The 17,807-nt window shown below is 42.7% G+C and carries 15 protein-coding genes; 4 read left to right on the top strand and 11 right to left on the bottom strand.

Annotation, left to right across the window (positions count from 1 at the left end):
• Positions 1 to 23: 23 nt before the first annotated feature.
• Positions 24 to 893: an ETX/MTX2 family pore-forming toxin gene (locus CHX35_RS09165; RefSeq protein WP_091836822.1), complete on the bottom strand. Its 870-nt coding sequence runs from the start codon at positions 891 to 893 to the stop codon at positions 24 to 26.
• A gap of 720 nt (positions 894 to 1,613) precedes the next feature.
• Here CHX35_RS09165 and CHX35_RS09160 point away from each other — a divergent pair.
• Complete coding sequence (locus CHX35_RS09160; RefSeq protein ID WP_091836820.1) at positions 1,614 to 2,924, top strand: alkaline phosphatase; 1,311 nt, start codon at positions 1,614 to 1,616, stop codon at positions 2,922 to 2,924.
• Between the two features lie 75 nt (positions 2,925 to 2,999).
• On the top strand, positions 3,000 to 5,066 hold the full coding sequence (locus CHX35_RS09155; RefSeq protein WP_245838717.1) for a HelD family protein: 2,067 nt from the start codon (positions 3,000 to 3,002) through the stop codon (positions 5,064 to 5,066).
• 159 nt (positions 5,067 to 5,225) lie between these two features.
• Here CHX35_RS09155 and CHX35_RS09150 read toward each other — a convergent pair whose 3' ends face one another.
• From CHX35_RS09150 to CHX35_RS09140, 3 genes are all read right to left on the bottom strand, one after another.
• Positions 5,226 to 5,705 carry a 2-thiouracil desulfurase family protein gene (locus tag CHX35_RS09150; RefSeq protein ID WP_091836817.1) on the bottom strand — a complete coding sequence of 160 codons (480 nt, stop codon included), beginning with the start codon at positions 5,703 to 5,705 and terminating at the stop codon, positions 5,226 to 5,228.
• 91 nt (positions 5,706 to 5,796) lie between these two features.
• The gene (locus CHX35_RS09145) at positions 5,797 to 6,330 is read right to left on the bottom strand and encodes a hypothetical protein (protein WP_091836815.1); all 534 of its coding nucleotides are present in this window, start codon (positions 6,328 to 6,330) and stop codon (positions 5,797 to 5,799) included.
• Positions 6,331 to 6,535: 205 nt separating this feature from the next.
• Positions 6,536 to 6,988, bottom strand: a complete 453-nt coding sequence (locus tag CHX35_RS09140; RefSeq protein WP_091836813.1) for a VOC family protein — start codon at positions 6,986 to 6,988, stop codon at positions 6,536 to 6,538.
• Between the two features lie 601 nt (positions 6,989 to 7,589).
• Here CHX35_RS09140 and CHX35_RS09135 point away from each other — a divergent pair.
• Positions 7,590 to 8,075: a hypothetical protein gene (locus CHX35_RS09135; RefSeq protein ID WP_091836811.1), complete on the top strand. Its 486-nt coding sequence runs from the start codon at positions 7,590 to 7,592 to the stop codon at positions 8,073 to 8,075.
• 266 nt (positions 8,076 to 8,341) lie between these two features.
• On the opposite strand, the gene CHX35_RS09130 is transcribed toward CHX35_RS09135, so the two are convergent.
• The 5 genes from CHX35_RS09130 to CHX35_RS09110 all read right to left on the bottom strand — a co-directional run bounded on the left by CHX35_RS09130 (position 8,342) and on the right by CHX35_RS09110 (position 13,390).
• Positions 8,342 to 9,880 carry a peptidase G2 autoproteolytic cleavage domain-containing protein gene (locus CHX35_RS09130; protein WP_091836810.1) on the bottom strand — a complete coding sequence of 513 codons (1,539 nt, stop codon included), beginning with the start codon at positions 9,878 to 9,880 and terminating at the stop codon, positions 8,342 to 8,344.
• 426 nt (positions 9,881 to 10,306) lie between these two features.
• Positions 10,307 to 10,924 (bottom strand): DUF3885 domain-containing protein, encoded by a 618-nt coding sequence (locus CHX35_RS09125; RefSeq protein ID WP_140413584.1) that lies wholly within the window; start codon positions 10,922 to 10,924, stop codon positions 10,307 to 10,309.
• A 98-nt stretch (positions 10,925 to 11,022) separates the two neighbouring features.
• A complete protein-coding gene (holA, locus tag CHX35_RS09120; RefSeq protein ID WP_091836806.1) occupies positions 11,023 to 12,051 on the bottom strand; it encodes a DNA polymerase III subunit delta in 1,029 nt (342 codons plus the stop codon).
• A gap of 17 nt (positions 12,052 to 12,068) precedes the next feature.
• Entirely contained in the window at positions 12,069 to 12,842 is a 774-nt protein-coding gene (locus tag CHX35_RS09115) for an anti-sigma factor (protein WP_091836805.1), read from the bottom strand.
• The gene (locus tag CHX35_RS09110) at positions 12,839 to 13,390 is read right to left on the bottom strand and encodes an RNA polymerase sigma factor (RefSeq protein ID WP_091836803.1); all 552 of its coding nucleotides are present in this window, start codon (positions 13,388 to 13,390) and stop codon (positions 12,839 to 12,841) included. The genes CHX35_RS09115 and CHX35_RS09110 overlap by 4 nt, the downstream gene beginning before the upstream one ends.
• Before the next feature lie 175 nt (positions 13,391 to 13,565).
• Between CHX35_RS09110 and CHX35_RS09105 the strand changes: the two genes are divergently transcribed.
• The gene (locus CHX35_RS09105) at positions 13,566 to 14,240 is read left to right on the top strand and encodes an NAD(P)H-binding protein (protein ID WP_091836801.1); all 675 of its coding nucleotides are present in this window, start codon (positions 13,566 to 13,568) and stop codon (positions 14,238 to 14,240) included.
• Positions 14,241 to 14,331: 91 nt separating this feature from the next.
• Here the strand turns inward: CHX35_RS09105 and CHX35_RS09100 are convergent, their stop codons facing one another.
• Together CHX35_RS09100 and nrdJ are read right to left on the bottom strand one after the other, a co-directional pair.
• Positions 14,332 to 15,321, bottom strand: coding sequence for a reverse transcriptase domain-containing protein (locus tag CHX35_RS09100; protein ID WP_091836800.1), 990 nt, complete (start codon positions 15,319 to 15,321; stop codon positions 14,332 to 14,334).
• A gap of 160 nt (positions 15,322 to 15,481) precedes the next feature.
• Positions 15,482 to 17,737 carry a ribonucleoside-triphosphate reductase, adenosylcobalamin-dependent gene (nrdJ, locus tag CHX35_RS09095; protein WP_176391994.1) on the bottom strand — a complete coding sequence of 752 codons (2,256 nt, stop codon included), beginning with the start codon at positions 17,735 to 17,737 and terminating at the stop codon, positions 15,482 to 15,484.
• Positions 17,738 to 17,807 lie beyond the last annotated feature (70 nt).

Genomic DNA, 17,807 nt, shown 5'->3' with positions numbered 1-17,807 from the left:
CCTCTTTGGAGGCATCACTATTCTTAATTCTCTGTAATTATCTTCCTTGATTGAACACCTGAAGGAGTATCAATGTCTTCATCACTTGATACTTCAACATAAAAATCCGCCCCATATTTCGAGGTATACGTACCTACACCTTGAAACTCTACCGTATGATTGGAGTGGTTTAAACTTAAATTGGAAGGTAGTGTATAGCCTGCTTTAACTCCATCATTAAAAATATCGTACAGTGAACGAGTTTCATCAACCGATGCAAAACCATCATCATCAAAATCTTGTGTCCATTCAAAGTGGACCGTACCACTTAAGGTTGTTTTTAAGGCTACTTTTCCAGAAGCTATCGTTTTTCGCATATAAACATCTACATACCGTGTGGAATGAGCAGGTACAAGAACCGATTGCGCTTCAGCAACATATGTTTGTTCTTTTGATGTGGATGTCGTTTTTGATGAACCATATGAATACTCAGCTGAAAAAGTGGTTTCTGCACCGATTCCTAAAAGTTCACCCGATGCTGTAATTTCTTGGCCGATCGAGATGCCTTCTTCCACAGAAGTTTCCAGTGTATCGGATGTCGTTTCACTGAAAGAATGAGACGTTAGGGTCTGCTCATCATCTGTATTATTTACAAGTTTTGCAGTTCCTACGTAAGTGCTATCATCCGAATCGGAATAAGTGATGTCGCCAATTTGGCTAATTTCTGTGTTTTTCTCGGACAAGCTTTTGCTATGGATCCAGACTAACTCCGCATCATTAGTTGCCATCACTGCTTTTTTAATTTCCTCATCCAAGTTTACAAAGGACGAGGCCGCTTCGGCATGTGGAATGCCCCCAAAAAGTAGAGATGCTGAGAGAATTGCTGTCAAAAATATTTTTGATGCACTTTTCATGTTGAGAACCCCTTTTCAGAAAAATTTTTTCTACATCGAAAAAATTATATCAAAAACAAATATAAGTCAAAACATATTTATATTATTTAAGGTATGAAATAACCAATAATTATACATTTTATCATTCTATTGTAATGTCGTTTTTGTTTAACGATTTAATAATTACATTTTAAATTTCACTAATTCCTTTTTTATCTTCTGATTTATTTTTTTTACTAGACAGATTGTCATAGATTTGCGAGCGATTTTTTCAACCCAGACATTTTTAGGACAATTGTTGGTCGGAGTAAGGGAATTTGTGAGTTCTTCTTCCAAAGACGCGGTGATGTCGTTCTTCTGTTCTATTATATAATTTTATTATATATGATAAAACTATATAAAGGAGGCGCATTTGATGTATGGAGGCAAGCATAAACAATTTTGAATGGAGGAAAATCGATGAATCCAAAGGAAAAAAGATAACTACTATAGCTAGTTATCTAGGAAAGTTATATCATTATATTTGTATAAGAAAATAAATTAATTTAATGGTTTATATAAATATAAAATATAAACCACTTCATCATGTTCCCTTTGATGAAGGAGTAAATAAGCCGTTCATTTAAACATTATATGGAGGAATTTTTATTTTCCCTTTAAAGGTTCTATCATACATGTTATAGAGTCGGGGCATGGTAAGAAGGTCGTTCTAAGAACACTTCTTACAGCATGGAGGAAACCATGGTTCATCAAAAAAAAAGATTGGTTCTTTGTATTTCTCTCCTAATGGTCTCCCTGATCGCTCCCTCTCCATCACAAGCGATCGCGGATCATGCTCTTGCGCAAAATGTTATTTTTCTCATTCCGGATGGTTTCTCCTCTTCCCAAGCAACAAGCTACCGTTGGTTTAAAGGGAAGAACACTCTCTTTGACTCCCTCTTAGTCGGTATGCACCGCACACATTCTGCTAGCTCCAAGGTAACTGATTCCGCTGCTGCCGCAACGGCAATGGCTACCGGTAGTAAAACCCGCAATGGCATGATTGGTGTAAATCCCCAAGGTCATCCTCTCTCGACCATTCTTGAAGCTGCTCGCCAGCAAGGGAAAGCGACAGGGTTAGTCAGTACCTCAACCATTACCCATGCCACACCCGCTAGTTTTGCCGCACACATTCGCTCCAGACAAATGGAGCAGGAAATTGCGCAGCAACTCATTCCCAAGGTAGACCTTCTTCTAGGGGGTGGTAGGCAATATTTCTTACCCCAGTCATCCGGAGGAAAGCAATCCCACAGAAACCTAATTCAAGAAGCAAAAAATAAAGGGTATCAATATATCGCTACGAGGAATCAATTAATACATTCCCATCACCCCCGCGTACTCGGTCTTTTTGCCAATGGACCCCTATCTCCTGAGCTGGAACGTTCCAACACTCAGGAACCGAGTTTATCTGAAATGACGACCCATGCGATTCAAACACTTTCCCCACATAAAAAGGGCTTTTTTCTGATGGTTGAGGGATCTCAAATTGATTTTGCTGGCCATGTCCATGATGCCGCCTGGTCGATGCATGATATCGCCGCCTTCGAAAAGGCGGTACAAGTAGCGATTCACTTTGCTAAAAAGGATGGTAACACCCTTGTTGTCATTGCAGGTGATCATGAAACCGGTGGAATGTCCGTCGGTGGCTATAATCAATACCACTCTCGCATTGAACTTCTTAAAAAAGTCACCCTTACAGGAAAATCCTTAGCAAAAAAATTAGCCTCTCCACAAACCAATGCTAAACAACTGACGCATACCTATACAGGTCTTGATCTCACCACCGATGAGATCAAGCGAATCCATCGTTCTTCACACCCTGAACTCACCATTAATGACATCATCAGTAACCACGCCCTTATCGGTTGGACGACTCGTGTCCACACCGGGGGAGATGTTCCTGTGTACGCCTTTGGTACAGGTTCCCATCTCTTTTACGGATTACACGATAACACAGACCTGCCCAAGTTGATGGCAAAAGCGATGAACATTCCCTTCCCTGTAGCAAGGTAATTCCCTATTGACAGCTCATACGAAAAGCAATATAATTTCTTTTCGCTTTTTGACTGAGAAGGGAGGGATTTCATAGTGGATGACGTGAAACAACACGAGAGTCGAAAATTAACCGAAACGATTACCACCATCAACGAACAACAACAGGCGCTTGCACAAATCCCTCGTTATTATGGGAAGGATATCGTGGAACAAGCCCTCGATGACCAACGCCAACAGCAGCGAAAGCGCTTGGAGAAAGCCGCTCCTTCCCCTTATTTCGGACGGCTGGATTTTTCTCCAGAAGCATCTAAATCGACGGTCCCACTCTATATAGGGAAGGCGGGTGTGGAGGGCGCTGATGGAAAAGATCCTTTGGTGATCGATTGGCGAGCTCCCATTGCCAGCCTTTTTTACTCCTTCACAGGACAGTCAGGGACCGCTTCTTATGAAGCCCCAGAGGAGACGATTACGGGTACGGTTCATCTCAAACGAAACATCGCTATTCACGAACAAGTGTTAGAACGCGTCGTGGATAGTTATGTTGAGGGGGACACAGCATCTGAAGGCGCGAGTGACGATTTCCTCCTCTATCGTCTCGAAGAAAGTAAAGATCACCGCTTACGCGATATTGTCTCCACCATTCAATCAGAACAGGATGCAATTATTCGTGCAGAACGCGAGAAAGCTTTAGTCATCCAAGGGGTCCCCGGCAGTGGTAAAACCACTGTCGCTCTTCACCGCCTCGCCTACCTTCTTTATCACTACCAGGATCAAATCAAACCAGAGAAAATGGTGGTCTTTGCACCCAACCAAATGTTCCTCGATTATATTTCCGAGGTATTACCTGAGCTTGGTGTCGGCGATATCCAGCAAACCACTTTCAGGGATTGGGCCTTGGACCTATTGGATGACGCGAGTATCAAACTCCCTGATCCATCTCGAGCGATCCAGCAACGGTTTGAGAGCGATCATGAAACAAAGGCCCACACCGGATCACGTTATAAAGAATCAATCCAATTTTTCCACGATCTAGAAGGTTTGCTCGATGATTACGAGAACACTCACCTTCCGGATAAAGACCTACGTGCATGGGAAGGCACTCACTTAAGCAAGGAAACTATACGGGATTGGTATGAGCGAGAATACCGCCACTACCCTTTACTTAAGCGGCGAGAGCGTGTGCATAAGCGGATGAAACGATGGATTGAAACCGAACATCATTCCATTCGTGAAATGGACCCTCGCAACGAACGAAAAAAACAAGCAAATAAACAACTCCAAGCCTTTATGAAATCCTGGAAACGACCGACTCCGCTTCAGTTATACAAACAATTTTTATCTACTTTAATCAAGGAAACGCCTCGTCGCTGGCAAGCCAGTAACGAAGACTTAGCTCCGCTTCTCCTTATTTATCATCGTTTATCAGGGATGACCTCTGATTCCCGGTTCGACCATATTGTCATTGACGAGGCACAAGACTTTTCTCCTATCCAAACCGCAATATTACAACAACACTGCCCATCTAATTCCTTTACAATCCTCGGGGACCTCTTGCAAAATATCGTACCCGGACGAGGCATTACAGGCTGGGAAGAGATTCTCGATCAATTTTCAGAACACCAGCAAGGGTTTTACCAATTGGATCGCAGTTATCGCTCAACCATGGAAATTATCCACTTTGCTAATGACATCATCCACCCTTTTCGTGGCAATGTGAAACCCGCAGAACCCGTCTTTCGCAGCGGATCCCCAGTGAAAGTCACCCCCTTACGTCAAGATTCTGTACAACAAACCATCCAATCCCTTCATGAACTTCAATCGCTAGACTGTCGTACCGTCGCTGTCATCACCCGTACAGAAGAGGATGCCCGAATCCTTCATCAAGGTCTCTTGAATCAAGGTCTTGCAACTCACCTGCTTACCCCTGGCGAGTCTTCTTACCAAGGAGGTCTCTCCATCGTTCCTATTTACTTAGTAAAAGGGCTCGAATTTGATGGCGCGATTCTGACCGATGTCGATCCTGATCGCTATCCCGAAGATGCCTTTCATGCACGTCTTCTTTATGTGGGTTGTACCCGTGCTCTTCATCACTTAAGGCTCTTTTACCGAGAGGAGTCTTCGCCTTTACTAGCTAAGGCGATTAACCATACGAAGGAATGAAAGAGTAGGAGATCACTCTCGCCTTTTAGTTAAAGGATTCCCATCAAATAAAACCTCCCTGAAAAGGGGAGGTTTTATTTGATTCAACAATATATGAATCTCTCATCGGTCGCTTATGTACCCACTCCATGTCTTCACAACCTGCTCTCACCATCGGATTCATTCAGAATGATTCTCTTCTTCACCAAGCCCCTCTTCCCAAGTTTCTTCTGAAAGTACTTTAATTCCATGACGGCGGAAGAGAGCAGTTGTCACACCGACGCCCTCTTTTTTCACCCCTGTATGTGAGCCATCGTAAATGGTACAGCTCCCACAAGATGGGCTACTCTCCTTCAAAATCGCCTCGGTAGCTCCGATGGAAAGGGCTACTTGCAGCGCTTCTTCTGCTCCAGAGATAAATTCCTCTGTCACATCCTTTCCGTGAATGTCAATCACTTTTGCTTTCCCATCCAAGACATCTTCTCCACTCCCCCCAACAATTTCTGCTGGGGGACGAGGGGTTGATAACCCTCCCAACTGTTCTGGACAGACAGGAATTGCTTCTCCCTCTCTCACAAGACGCTGAATTTCATCTACCCGATTATGCCCCTTCTTATAGGTGCAATGAATTCCTGCAAAACATCCGCTGACCACCTTCACCACACTCACCCCTCGTAGTTTAATATATCTTCTTAAAGTAAAGTCCCTTTACTTTAAGAAGATTACTTCACAACCTTTTGCAATATCCCTATCATTGCTTTGGTGCGTTGATAGGACCATAATCTTTCTCATAAGATTCTTTTGTTTCATCGTATGTTGGAATATCAACTATTTTTATATTTAAAATATTTTCATGCAAAAATTCTTTAACTAATATTTTTGCGCATTTTTTAATTTCATTTATGTCTAATTCATCCGAAAGTTTGGTCCACATATCGATATAAATGGGTTTATGATTTTTTCTGTTTAAAGGTGCAAAATGGCTAACTTGATGCAATAAATCCTCATCATCTCTCGGATAAATATAACTATAAAATATTTGAGAATCATCATTTAGGAACTTTTCAATTTCTCTCTTAAAACTCCCATCTTCTTCATCATCTAATTGATATTTAATTAAATGAGTTAAACTTTCATGGGTTGTAATTTCAAAATACCCTAATGTATTGGTCATATTGGCATCTGAATAAATTGTAATCTCATCATTACAACTTTTATCTTGAAATCCATAAACTCCAAACCAAAAATTCATATGGCGAATATCTACATATACCGTATCTAACATTTGAGTTCACATCCTAATTGTGTCGCTATTAAACAAAGCTCTGCCCCGTTAGTTTAATTATAGGACAACCCACTATTGAGTAAAGTTAATTTTATTAGATCGATGACCATTGTTTTTTCGCTCGGGAATTCAGCTGAGACCCAAGGGAGCTAAAACCTTGGGTCTCAGTATTTCAGTAATAATAACTTTTTATAACGTCACTTACTTATTTGTTGCCGAGTTGTTCAGCCAAACCGATTAGAAGTCCTTCGGTTCCACGAATGTAGCACAGCCGATACGAATCCTGGTACTGAACCACTTCGCCAACGAGCTCTGCACCATACTTAGTAAGTCTGGATACCATTTCGTCAATGTCTTCAACGGCGAACATCACGCGTAGATAACCGAGGGCGTTTACAGGAGCCATCCGGTGATCTGATATAGTAGGCGGGGTGAGAAATCGCGAAAGTTCAAGTCGGCTGTGGCCATCTGGGGTAACCATCATAGCAATCTCTACGCACTGAGTACCCAGTCCGGTTACGCGACCTGCCCATTCACCTTCGACAGTGGTTCGCCCTTCGAGTTTTAAACCAATCTCCTCGAAGAAAGCGATTGCGTCATCCAGGGATTCCACAACGATGCCGACATTGTCCATTCTTAGTAATTTGTTTTTTGTCATGGTTTTATCTCCTTTGTGTAAACAGTGATTATATGATCCTCTTCGTCGCGACTCAGAGATTTCCAATTGCTCTCGTAGCTCATAGTAAGGCTTCGGTTTCTAACGATCAGTCATCCAATCCCTTTTTCGAAACTATTGGATGTCAGTCCCGTGCAGATGCGTCAACAGAAATTTCTTAATTGACTGAATTTGTTTTTAACTCCATTCCCTAAGGAGTGATCAGAGATAGCCCCCCTGGCTACTCCATTACACTAGCTATCATTCTTGAGCCATTCGTGAATTGCCTGCTTTTTAGGTAGTTCAATATATTTATTTAAAACGATACCTGCGTCCTGTTGATACAAACTTCCCTTGTTTCCTTATGTACATCTGGACTATCTTTTCTAAAAGTTCCTCTGTGGGGATTTTTGTATCATTAGCCCAGTAAATAGAAAATAAAATTCATCCATGAAATCAACCACAGAGTAATGATGTTTCATCGTCATACTTTTCCACCCAAAAAAGGATGATATAAGTAAATGGCCGTTGCATCAAGATTCACATGACATATGATAAATGGATCCATATTTGTTTTATATCCATTATCAAAGGAGTCTTAACTATGAAGAAATTAAGAAAAACAAACATCACTTGTCCCCCTGGCAAACTAAAAGACAACTTTTCCATATTAGGGTCCAAACCACCTAATATCCAGGGGTCTTGGCGTCTACAAGTATTGGGAATCCGAAGACAAACCCCTCAACAAAAAGTGACTCCATATAGCTTAAAGGCTGCATTCGGGACGTATGATATCTGTCAGAATAATCGATTTGTAACAGTAAGAATAATATCTAACATTGAAGGTGAGGAAACATTAATCGGGGTATGGCAACCGATCATTTTTAAAGGAAGAGTAATTGATTGGCAATTAATTACCGCTGCTGACACGGACAACGGAATCAGTTTTATATCCGTTCTAAAAAGAGATCGATTTCAAAAACCTGTACAGTTGATGTTCTCGTATACTGAATCTGGTTTCTCTTATCAAAATCAACTTCCCGATCAAAAACAAACTGTATGGTCAGGAACTCTTACTCGTATCCCATAGGGGTTTCTGGTGCAGAAAGAAGAGTGAAACAAAAAGGTTTGGTGCAAAAGGCGAATTTTCGTTCATATGGGAAACACCGTACCAAAAAAAGAAAATTGTACGCTAGGAACTCGTCAGCTGCAGAAACCCCGTGATCCTGTATGTTTAGGGTTAACGGGGTTTGTTATGTTTCGGTGGGATTACTGGCCGAGTTGCTTTGCCAGGCAAAAAATAATATAGGGTACAGATAGTATTATTGAAAGAGCACGTTTTTTCTTAGGGTATATTTATATTTTTAAAATAGTTATAATATTTTCTGAAACTCTATCGATCACTCGGAAACCAGTCTCTGAAGAAGTAGCCATGCCTTCATGGTTCGGTATACAGTAACCATTGACGACAGAGGAACCATCATCCCTCACCCTAAGTTGACCTGTTATACCAACAGCTATCCATTCTTTACGTTCTCTACGAGGAACATAGGTCTGCTGGGGATCATACTTTGGATTTAGTATTCGGTTTCCATTTTCATCATATTGAATACGCCCCCAATGGTCCGTTACATACAAATCATGCCATCGTAGTTCTGAAGCATTTCCAAGGACCATTGGGGTAGCCGAGGTGACCCCTACAATATATTGATTGTTACTTGTAGCTTTTCGGATCTTTTTCCCATCAATTGTAACAAAAAAACCAGGTTCTATCTCTTTCCCGTCCAAAGATTCAAACATTTCCGCATAATCAGCTGCTGCAGGTCCTATGACCGTGCCGTCGATTAATATATTGCCTGTTGGCCCTTGTAAGATAATAGAATTTAATGATAGGCCAGTCTCCATGCCATTTGCTACATGGAAGGAACTTGTATAGACAGCAGTCCCTTTTTCTCCCATAATATAGGCACCTACCATCGTAGATGGAACATTAGTACTAAAACCCCCAGCAAAAGAATTTAACGCTGCAGCTATAGTATTTTGTCCAACTGAAAAGGAATTTTCTCCCGAAGCCGTTGTACTATCTCCTTGAGCATGGGATCTCATTCCAGAAGCTAGCGTACTTTCACCTTCAGCATGAGAAAATTGTCCCTCCGCCACTGTTCTAAATCCCTCTGCGTGAGATACATTGCCCATGGCTGTCGTAGAGTCTCCTTCGGCATGGGACCTTTCTCCTATAGCTTTTGTCAATTGGCCTTCGGCATGAGAAAATTGCCCCTTGGCCATTGTATTAAATCCCTCCGCGTGAGATACATTGCCCATGGCTGTCGTAGAGTCTCCTTCGGCATGGGATCTTTCTCCTATAGCTTTTGTCAATTGGCCTTCGGCATGAGAAAATTGTCCCTCGGCCATTGTATTAAACCCCTCTGCGTGAGATGCATTGCCCATGGCTGTTGTAGAGTCTCCTTCAGCATGAGAATCATTTCCTGAAGCAACCGTGTTTGCTCCTTCTGCATGGCAATTCGTCCCTAAAGCTGCGGTGCCTCCCCCCTCCGCATGAGATTGACTTCCCATAGCTTTTGTTAAATATCCTTCCGCATGAGAAGCAGCCCCACCCGCTATGGTCGATGTCCCTTCCGCATGGGCGGTATTCATATATGCCACAGTTTGAAAACCTTCAGTATGAGAAGCAGCACCTAAAGCGATGGTTGTGTTTCCCTCCGCATGGGAGGAACTATTCAGAGCCTGCGTATTAAATCCTTCAGAATGAGCTACTGGACCACTTGCTGTAGTTTTATTTCCCTCCGCATGAGAGGATGTGCCGCTAGCAACGGTATTGGACCCTACTGCATTAGAACAACGACCACTCGCTTTTCGGTTACATCCGTTAGACATCGCTCTCTCTCCTTAAGAGTAATATCCTCCTATGCATATTCGGTAAATTTTTAATTGAAAGAGCTAATAACTTGTATTAGTTTGGTATTAGGCCATTGAACCTCCCTCACCAACGCTAATGAGAAGAGGTGAGTCTTGGGAACTCCCATCGACTGACAGGATAATTTCAAGCATAGACCGTTGTTCCAACGGCAAGAATCTTTAGTCCTTCTTGAAAAATGTTCTTGGATACATTTAGGATATTAACTATTAAAATAGCCGCTGTACCATTGGACAGCGGCTTTCACCGACTTTTACACAGCTACGTTGAGTTAAACTCGTTATTCTTTGGCTACAAACACAGTCAATACGGGTCCCGAAATTTTTTAGGTAATAGCTTTAGCGTTACCATATTCATTGAGCTTGTTTTGAAACGTTACTGCTTCGTTAGCTCAAATTATTTTGAAACAACCCATCGATGCGAGACCGGTCCCAATCCAAGATCCATTCATTAAAAGTATAATAAATTTCTTCTATGTTTTCTTTTTTAGTTGACACTAAATCACAGCCTCGGTCGTCATAGATACTAAAAATCGTCCCCCTTTTAATATTAACAAAATAAAGACGGGGCATATCATTTCTATAAAAAAATCTACGTATCATTTTTGGGAGATTGACGTCTTGCACCTCACATTTTAATAATAGCCTGTGGGTTTCGTACTCATCGTCTTCATCCTCTTCCGGCTCACGAAACGGAAAGACCTGATGGTGCATTTGGTATTTGACGTGTTTATTTCTCATCGATCGATTGAAGGCGTTTACTTTCTTATACGGTTCCCTTTTGAGTTTGTCATAATAGCATACAATGAATAGTTCATCATGATTTTGGTGCAAGGCTTTCAATAGCGTGAGTCCCCTTTTTAAGACACGCTCCATGTATTTTTTTTCATCTTCCTCATGAGGATCTCCCAACTCAAATCGAATGCCGATATTCCAATTATAAAATAATGGAGGCTCAAGAGATAAGCCCGGGAAGTGCTTCATCATATATTCATCAATATTCAAAAGTTAGCACCTCGTTTTCTTCACTTTGCCCTTAAAAATCAAAAAAAAATGACCATCACGCCTAAAATTCATGAGGGGATCGTCATCCATTCATTCAATTAAGAAGTGCGGGTCTCAGCAACCGACAATAGCAAACGCTCCATTGCTAAGTGTTTATCCATTCGACCGGATTTAATGGCTTCGTCGGTATCAATTGCGTAAAAAAGAAGGTGACGTAGCCGATTTTCAGGAAAGGAATGGGATTGTTGAAGTGCCAACTTGACAGGATAGGGGTGGACCTTTAAAAGGGAAGCGATCTCCCCTTCACTTTTCCCTTCCGCTGCTAATACCTTAACTTGAAGCAATAGACGAAATTGACGAATGATCAAGGAGAGAATACGAATCGGTTCTTCACGATGATGAACCAGATCATAGAAGATTGCTAAAGCCTCTCCAACTCTTCGTCGAGATACGCGATCGATTAATTTAAAAACATCTTGCTCCAAGGTTCGTGGTACCAATTCTTCCACAATATCAGGGGTAATGGTTCGCTCTGCACCAACATAGGTGGTCAATTTTGTGATCTCCATCGCCAACAAGCGCAAATCGCCCCCCACTTGTTGAATTAAGCGCTCAACCGTTTGCGGATGAACCTTGACTCCTGTTTGATGCAAACGATCATTTACCCATTGGTATAGGGGCTTGGGTGCAAGTGGTTGACAATTTACTTCTCGAACCCGTTTTCTCATCTCCTTGACCACTTTTTTACGAGCATCCAACTTCTCCGCAGGTACCGTCAAAATCAACACATTCTCCGTTAATGGATCAGAAACATAATGGAGAAGCTCCTCTGGTCGGTGATCCATCTTATCCTTCACCCGTGTTGTAGTTAGGAACCAGGCATTCTTCCCGATAACCACGCGCCGACCCCCAAAAAAGGAGGCTGTCTCTGCTTCACGCACCAAATCCTGTATTGGGACTTCTTCTAGATCCAACACCGTACGATTCCATTCTGAGCTTTCTCCCTGAAGGGCCACCTTCTCGATTGCTGTACATCCCTCTTCTATCAAAAAGGTTTCCGTTCCGTAAAAAAGATAGACGGGAGCAATTTGCCCCGCCTTCAATTCCTGCATCAGTTTTAAATCCATCTCCCCTCCTCCTTCCCTTATTTCCAAGGACGTTTTGTCTCTGTTTTAGAGGATACATCGATGATGATAATGTCTCCACCCTGTTCTTTTTTATCATCCTTGGGGCGCAACCAAACGGATAAATGACCTTCATCTTGCCATTTCATCTGGGCAACATCTGCACTAGAGGATAAGTCCTTCGACCGATATACTTCTTCCCCTGATTGATTATCAATGACGATGGCTTGATTTTGTACGGTTGCTTGATACGTCCCATTCGGTGAGGTAGCTTGATTCCTTGATGCATGACCCCCAGGTCCCATTTTTTGCGGGCCATCTCCCTTACTTTGAATCCCCATTGAAGGTTGATCCCTTGGATCTTTGGTTGAAATAGAAGGCTTCTGTGGTTGTACTTGTGTGGAATGATCCTGAGTAATAGAACTTAACAAGGGAATCATTAGGATTGCAATTCCTGCAGCCACGGTACTTCCACCGAGCCACCACCGTCGCTTCCTATGAAAAGAAGCTTCTTTGATTCGAATCGGTGGTCGATCCGCTTCTGGATCCTGCTTGGTTCTTTCGTCCCTTTGATCTTCTGCATCAATTTTCTTCATCACTTCTTCTGTCAATGAAAAGCGAGGCGTTACATAAGGGAGGTCATCCAGTCGAGAAGAGACATCCAGGAGTGCAGCCTTTTCCTCAGCACAATTTGGACAGGAGCGCACATGTTGATCTAATTCCTGGGCTTCGCTTTGAGTTAAATCATGATCTAACTCTCGTTGGATCCACTCCCGAAACTCTTCGCACGTCATGATAGCACCCCCCCTTCTTTGTAATCAGCCAACCAACCTTTTAGCTTTTTTCGCCCACGAAATAGATGGGACTTTACCGTTCCTACTGGCATTTCCATCGCTTCCGCTATTTGATCATAGGTGTAATCCTGTAGATAGCGGAGCACGACAGCAGTACGTTCTGCTTCTTGCAAACGATTGATTGCTGTATGAACATCGGCTGCCGTACCCCTTCGTTCCACAGTACTGTTTATCCCTGAACTCCCACTTGGTTCAATCTCATCTTTATAGGGGAGTGTTTGTTTTCGTTTACGTGAGATGTCGATAGCCGCATGGATGGCAATTCGTTGTGCCCACGTCTCGAATCGGGCTTCTCCTCGAAAGCTGGAAAGCTTACGATAAATACGTAATAGGGCCTCCTGTGAAGCATCTAATGCATCCTGTTCATTTCCTAGCATATAGTAAGCGGTACGGTAGACAGGGCCCTCTACTTCCTTCAGCAATCGAGCCAAGGCCACCCGGTTACCCCGCCGAGCATCTTCCACCCAACCCGCTTCGACCACGACCATCCCTCCTGTCATATCAGACGGTCATTCCATCTGAAAAGTTGCACCTAACGATAAAAAAACATTCCGTATAGTAAGAAGGCCTCTTGGCTTTCCATCAGTCCAAATCCATTGTATCATAGAGAAACTAACCACCGGGCGGGTTCCCTGCCCCTTGACTACCTATAGGGGGAAGCTTATGACGCAAAAACATGCCATTGTCGTAGGAGCGAGTGGATTGATCGGTAGCTCCCTTGTCCCATTGTTATTAAACTCACCGGCCTATCATCAAGTCACTCTCTTGCTTCGTCGTCCATTACCCATCCAACATGAAAAACTTGTCCAACGCGTGATTGATTTTAATCGGATAGAACAAGAAGACATCCCCTTCCCCGCAGAGGATATCTTCTGTTGTTTAGGTACTACCATCAGAGTAGCTAAAACAAAAGAAGCCTTTCGTAAAGTGGATCTTGAGTATCCGCTCGCTCTCGCTCAATTAGCGAAAGAACATCAATCTAAGCGATTTTTGATCATTAGCTCCTTAGGAGCCGACTCAAAATCCTCCTTTTTCTACAATCGCATCAAAGGAGAGCTGGAGACGGGCCTTCATCAGTTGCACCTCTCGTCTCTTCATATCCTTCAGCCCTCTCTTCTTCTAGGAGAAAGGAAAGAAAAGCGCCCTGGTGAAAACTTTGCTGGTCAATGGATGCCGCGATTATCCTTTCTACTACAAGGACCCTTAAAAAAATATCGCGCGATCCATGCCCACACCGTTGCCAAGGCGATGTATACCATTGCTCAGGGCGAAGAAACAGGTGAACGCATTTATTTATCCGATGAGATTGCCAAGATTGGCAGTGACGAGACAAAGTAAAAAGACCAAGGGGGAATCCGCCTTAGTCCATTGGGGAAGAAATTCCCGCTCTTTTTCCACAATCATAATTCTCGCATACAGAAAAAATTTTCTATAGCTTCGTCAACCCATTTTTCATTGCTTTGTAATCGTTTCGTTGACTCATTTTCTGCGGAGAGAAAATGAGTTTTTCTTTTCCTTCATGACTTTTCACTTTTCTTGCTTGAAATCGGAATCTTAAAAAATCGAAGGAGGTTGTGTGATAAGTTGCCGTTCGCTTGTTATCTTTGCAGTAGGCAATGTTAGTTTTTTCCTTATTTAATTGTAATCGATAAATACTCAGCCTTTTCTGAGTTCTAAGCAATAGATTTTGTGCCTGGGTCTCACTCTTACAATGACAAACGATGTCATCCACATATCTTTCAAATGGGACATCAGAAAAAATTTTTTTCATCCAGCTATCAAATGCATAATGTAAATAGAGGTCAGCCAGTAGAGGACTGATACTGGTGCCTGTCGGAATCCCTTTTGTATGCTGATGCCGTTGGCCTTTATTATCGATTTCCTTATTTTTTATCCATCGATTAATGAGTACGATCCACTTCGGTTTTAAATGATTGCTTACCAATTTGAGCAACAATGGCCGATTAATAGAACTAAAAAAATCTTTTACATCGAGACGAAGGACCCAGTCATATTCTTTACAGTTTTGATTGGCTGAATTTACAGCCTCTAACACGGCTTGATAGAAGTCTCTCTCTTCTCTTGCATACAACTCGGGATAAAAAACCGACTTTAGTTTCTCCTTTAGATAAAGGCGAACGGTATACTGTGCGATATTATCTGCGACTGTCGGTATCGACATCTCTCTTTTTCCTCTAGTCACTCTCTTATAGGAAGGTGGATGATAGTTACCCGTTGATAGTTTGTTCCATATATTGTGCATGTTACGTTGATAGTTGGATTGAAAGTCCTCAATCGTCATCTTGTCTATTCCGACTTCTTTTGTATTTTTCAGTTGGTAATAGGCTTCCCTGAGATAGCGTTTGGGTATTTTCAATACTCGTTGATTTCTCTTAACGAGAGACTTACGTTTGATCATGCCACATTCTACTCCTCTAACCTAATTTTTATCAGCCTTACCACCAATCTATGTAGTGAGGATATCGTCTGATTAGACGATATCCATCTTCTATAAAAATATGCGAATTACTAAACATCGAGAAAGATAGAATTGTTAGCGCAACCATCATGCATCTCCTCTAGCGAACTGGGCAATTCCCGCTATGGCATCCGTCATTCCCTAGATCAAAGTCTTCTCCAGTGGCATATTTCAACAACAACGAGGCATCAAAGGGCTTCATTTTTGCTTTTATAGCCTCATACTGTTCCTTTGTAATTGCTTCATATGGAGCAAGTTGATAGGTACCTCCATCCTGGGCAAGAAAAGATACGGCTGTAAACTCATTCCAGCGATCCCAAATGACCCTCTCTACATCTCCCCACTCATGAAGACGGACCGTGATCGTATTGGAGGAGTTATGCTCGGTATAATTTTTTTGGAAACAAAAATAGCTATCCAGTTGACGAACCGCGGATACATCTTCCTTTGTCTCCACCGCACCGGAGGCTACAGGAAAATCAATCACGAGGGTACGGGCATTCTTCATCTGTTCTTCGTGTGTCTCACCAGGGGTTCCGATGTCTGGGTGAACGGTCCAACCTAGCGCTAATGCCACTTGAGCAAGCGGGTCTGAGGCATTGATGCGAATGCGGCGGATATAGTAAGGTGAATGACTCCAATGAAGCCCAGACGACACCCCACCTGCTACTTGTGACAGCGTTCCCTCCGGTTTAATCGTTGTCACTAAGAGCGGTGACGTAACGCGAAGTTCCTTTGCATATCGGTCAGCTTCTTGTCTAGCCACTTTTTTTAGTTGTGCTAGGATCCTGGCTTCGTTTTGCAGATCTTCACATAAAGCGAAGGCATCTTTCACCCCTGTCAACGAAGGACCTAACAAGCGATCACGTTTCTGAATGCTATCCCAATGAGGCAACTCCAGATCAGCCAATGTCATTCTAAGGCCTGCACGTACACTTCTTTTTTGCGCTTCAATAAGCCCCTTGATATCAAGCTGCCCCTTTTTCACAAAGGCAACCATGTTGAGTGTCGTGAGATTGCAGACCCCGTAGGAATCTAATAGAATTTCTGCACATGGATTAAATCCCTCAGCATTCGGCCGCCTACGCTGCGCCTCCTCCAGGTTAATAAACCCCGGTTCCCCTTCCATCTGCATCATTTCAAAAGCAAGGTTTAGACGCTCGCGCGGTGGTTTCTTATCAAAAACAATGGAGTTATTGGACACCCGGCGATGGTGTATGGGACGGCCATAGTTAAAGGGGGAGGTCCCATTGATTCTGCCTTCATAGTTCCGTTTACCGATTTCCTCCCACCAACCAGGTTTAGGAACCGTTAAACGATCAAGAATGCGACCCATTTTCTCATGCTGCTGGAATTGCTGCTCACTCCAAAGTCCGTTAATTCCATATTTCGCAAACATTGACTCGTAGTCGTCAGGTTCAAATAAAAAGATCTCCGCCGTGCGACGAACGCCTCCAGCAACTACGTTATTTCCTACAATGTTGCCGATATCAAGTATGTGAATCGGACGGACACGTACATACCCATTCCCAACCGGCTCTAGTGGATGTAAATGAGCATCAATTTGGTTTCTCAGAACCTTATCAATCCCAATTAACATCTCACGAAAAGAATCATAGCCCGATGACGTTCCACCAAACGTCTTTAAACGCTCTCCCTTTGGTCGAACGGAATTATATGAGATTTGGATGGTATGAATTGGGTCATATTTTGGGTGGGTTAACACTTCAAAATACGTTTTAAGCCCTTGGGTCCATCCTTCTTTTGAATCGCCAATATCCATTTTGGCGATTCCATTGGGCTGTATCACAAGTTGGGTCTCCTCGAACCTTTGATGTTTTGCAATGGGTTGGTATTCGAGGTGTTCCAACTTCACATGATTTCGTATGGGTGGCATGTTACGAGCCATTTCCTGCGTGCACTTAAATCCGACCCCTGATCCTACCATCAGTAGATAAAATAAATCGCCAATGTCATCCCATTTTGTAATATTTAAAAAGGCACAATTGAAGTTGGCCAATGGATACTTTTCCGCGACCCCCGATTCAGCACCACCAATCCACATCGTCCTTCCGGAAAGAAACTGCCGTAAGTGAAACATGGAATCGAAAAGCTCCTCTGCCTCCTTCCGGAGCGATTCCATTTCGACAGAAAAACCAATTTTTTTCAAGTGCTTAGCACTTAAACCTACATTGTACTCAACTGCACGCCGTACCGTTTCCTTCCAATTCTCGTGACGCTTCATCTTTGGTAAGTACCGAGAATACGTTCGATAGTAAACAAAAGACGACAACTCATTCATATGAGTAGGCGCCTCTGGATATTTTTTGATAAAGCTGTCTGTAAGCAATTGCATCCAAATTCCAGCCTTTCACACGATTGCAATCGAGCGTTTGATATGATCGATAAGGAGTAATTTTTGATTC

Origin of the sequence: Marininema halotolerans, assembly GCF_900116235.1 — a bacterium.
Lineage (GTDB): Bacteria > Bacillota > Bacilli > Thermoactinomycetales > DSM-45169 > Marininema > Marininema halotolerans.
This window is presented reverse-complemented; position numbering and strand designations above follow the sequence as displayed.

What these genes read in the sequence shown, in the direction of transcription:
- CHX35_RS09100 (WP_091836800.1), bottom strand. Translation starts at nt 15,321, where the DNA reads ATGATCAAACGTAAGTCTCTCGTTAAGAGAAATCAACGAGTATTGAAA.
- CHX35_RS09160 (WP_091836820.1), top strand. Translation starts at nt 1,614, where the DNA reads ATGGTTCATCAAAAAAAAAGATTGGTTCTTTGTATTTCTCTCCTAATG.
- CHX35_RS09145 (WP_091836815.1), bottom strand. Translation starts at nt 6,330, where the DNA reads ATGTTAGATACGGTATATGTAGATATTCGCCATATGAATTTTTGGTTT.
- CHX35_RS09135 (WP_091836811.1), top strand. Translation starts at nt 7,590, where the DNA reads ATGAAGAAATTAAGAAAAACAAACATCACTTGTCCCCCTGGCAAACTA.
- CHX35_RS09110 (WP_091836803.1), bottom strand. Translation starts at nt 13,390, where the DNA reads ATGGTCGTGGTCGAAGCGGGTTGGGTGGAAGATGCTCGGCGGGGTAAC.
- CHX35_RS09165 (WP_091836822.1), bottom strand. Translation starts at nt 893, where the DNA reads ATGAAAAGTGCATCAAAAATATTTTTGACAGCAATTCTCTCAGCATCT.
- holA (WP_091836806.1), bottom strand. Translation starts at nt 12,051, where the DNA reads ATGGATTTAAAACTGATGCAGGAATTGAAGGCGGGGCAAATTGCTCCC.
- CHX35_RS09140 (WP_091836813.1), bottom strand. Translation starts at nt 6,988, where the DNA reads ATGACAAAAAACAAATTACTAAGAATGGACAATGTCGGCATCGTTGTG.
- CHX35_RS09115 (WP_091836805.1), bottom strand. Translation starts at nt 12,842, where the DNA reads ATGACGTGCGAAGAGTTTCGGGAGTGGATCCAACGAGAGTTAGATCAT.
- CHX35_RS09105 (WP_091836801.1), top strand. Translation starts at nt 13,566, where the DNA reads ATGACGCAAAAACATGCCATTGTCGTAGGAGCGAGTGGATTGATCGGT.
- nrdJ (WP_176391994.1), bottom strand. Translation starts at nt 17,737, where the DNA reads ATGCAATTGCTTACAGACAGCTTTATCAAAAAATATCCAGAGGCGCCT.
- CHX35_RS09130 (WP_091836810.1), bottom strand. Translation starts at nt 9,880, where the DNA reads ATGTCTAACGGATGTAACCGAAAAGCGAGTGGTCGTTGTTCTAATGCA.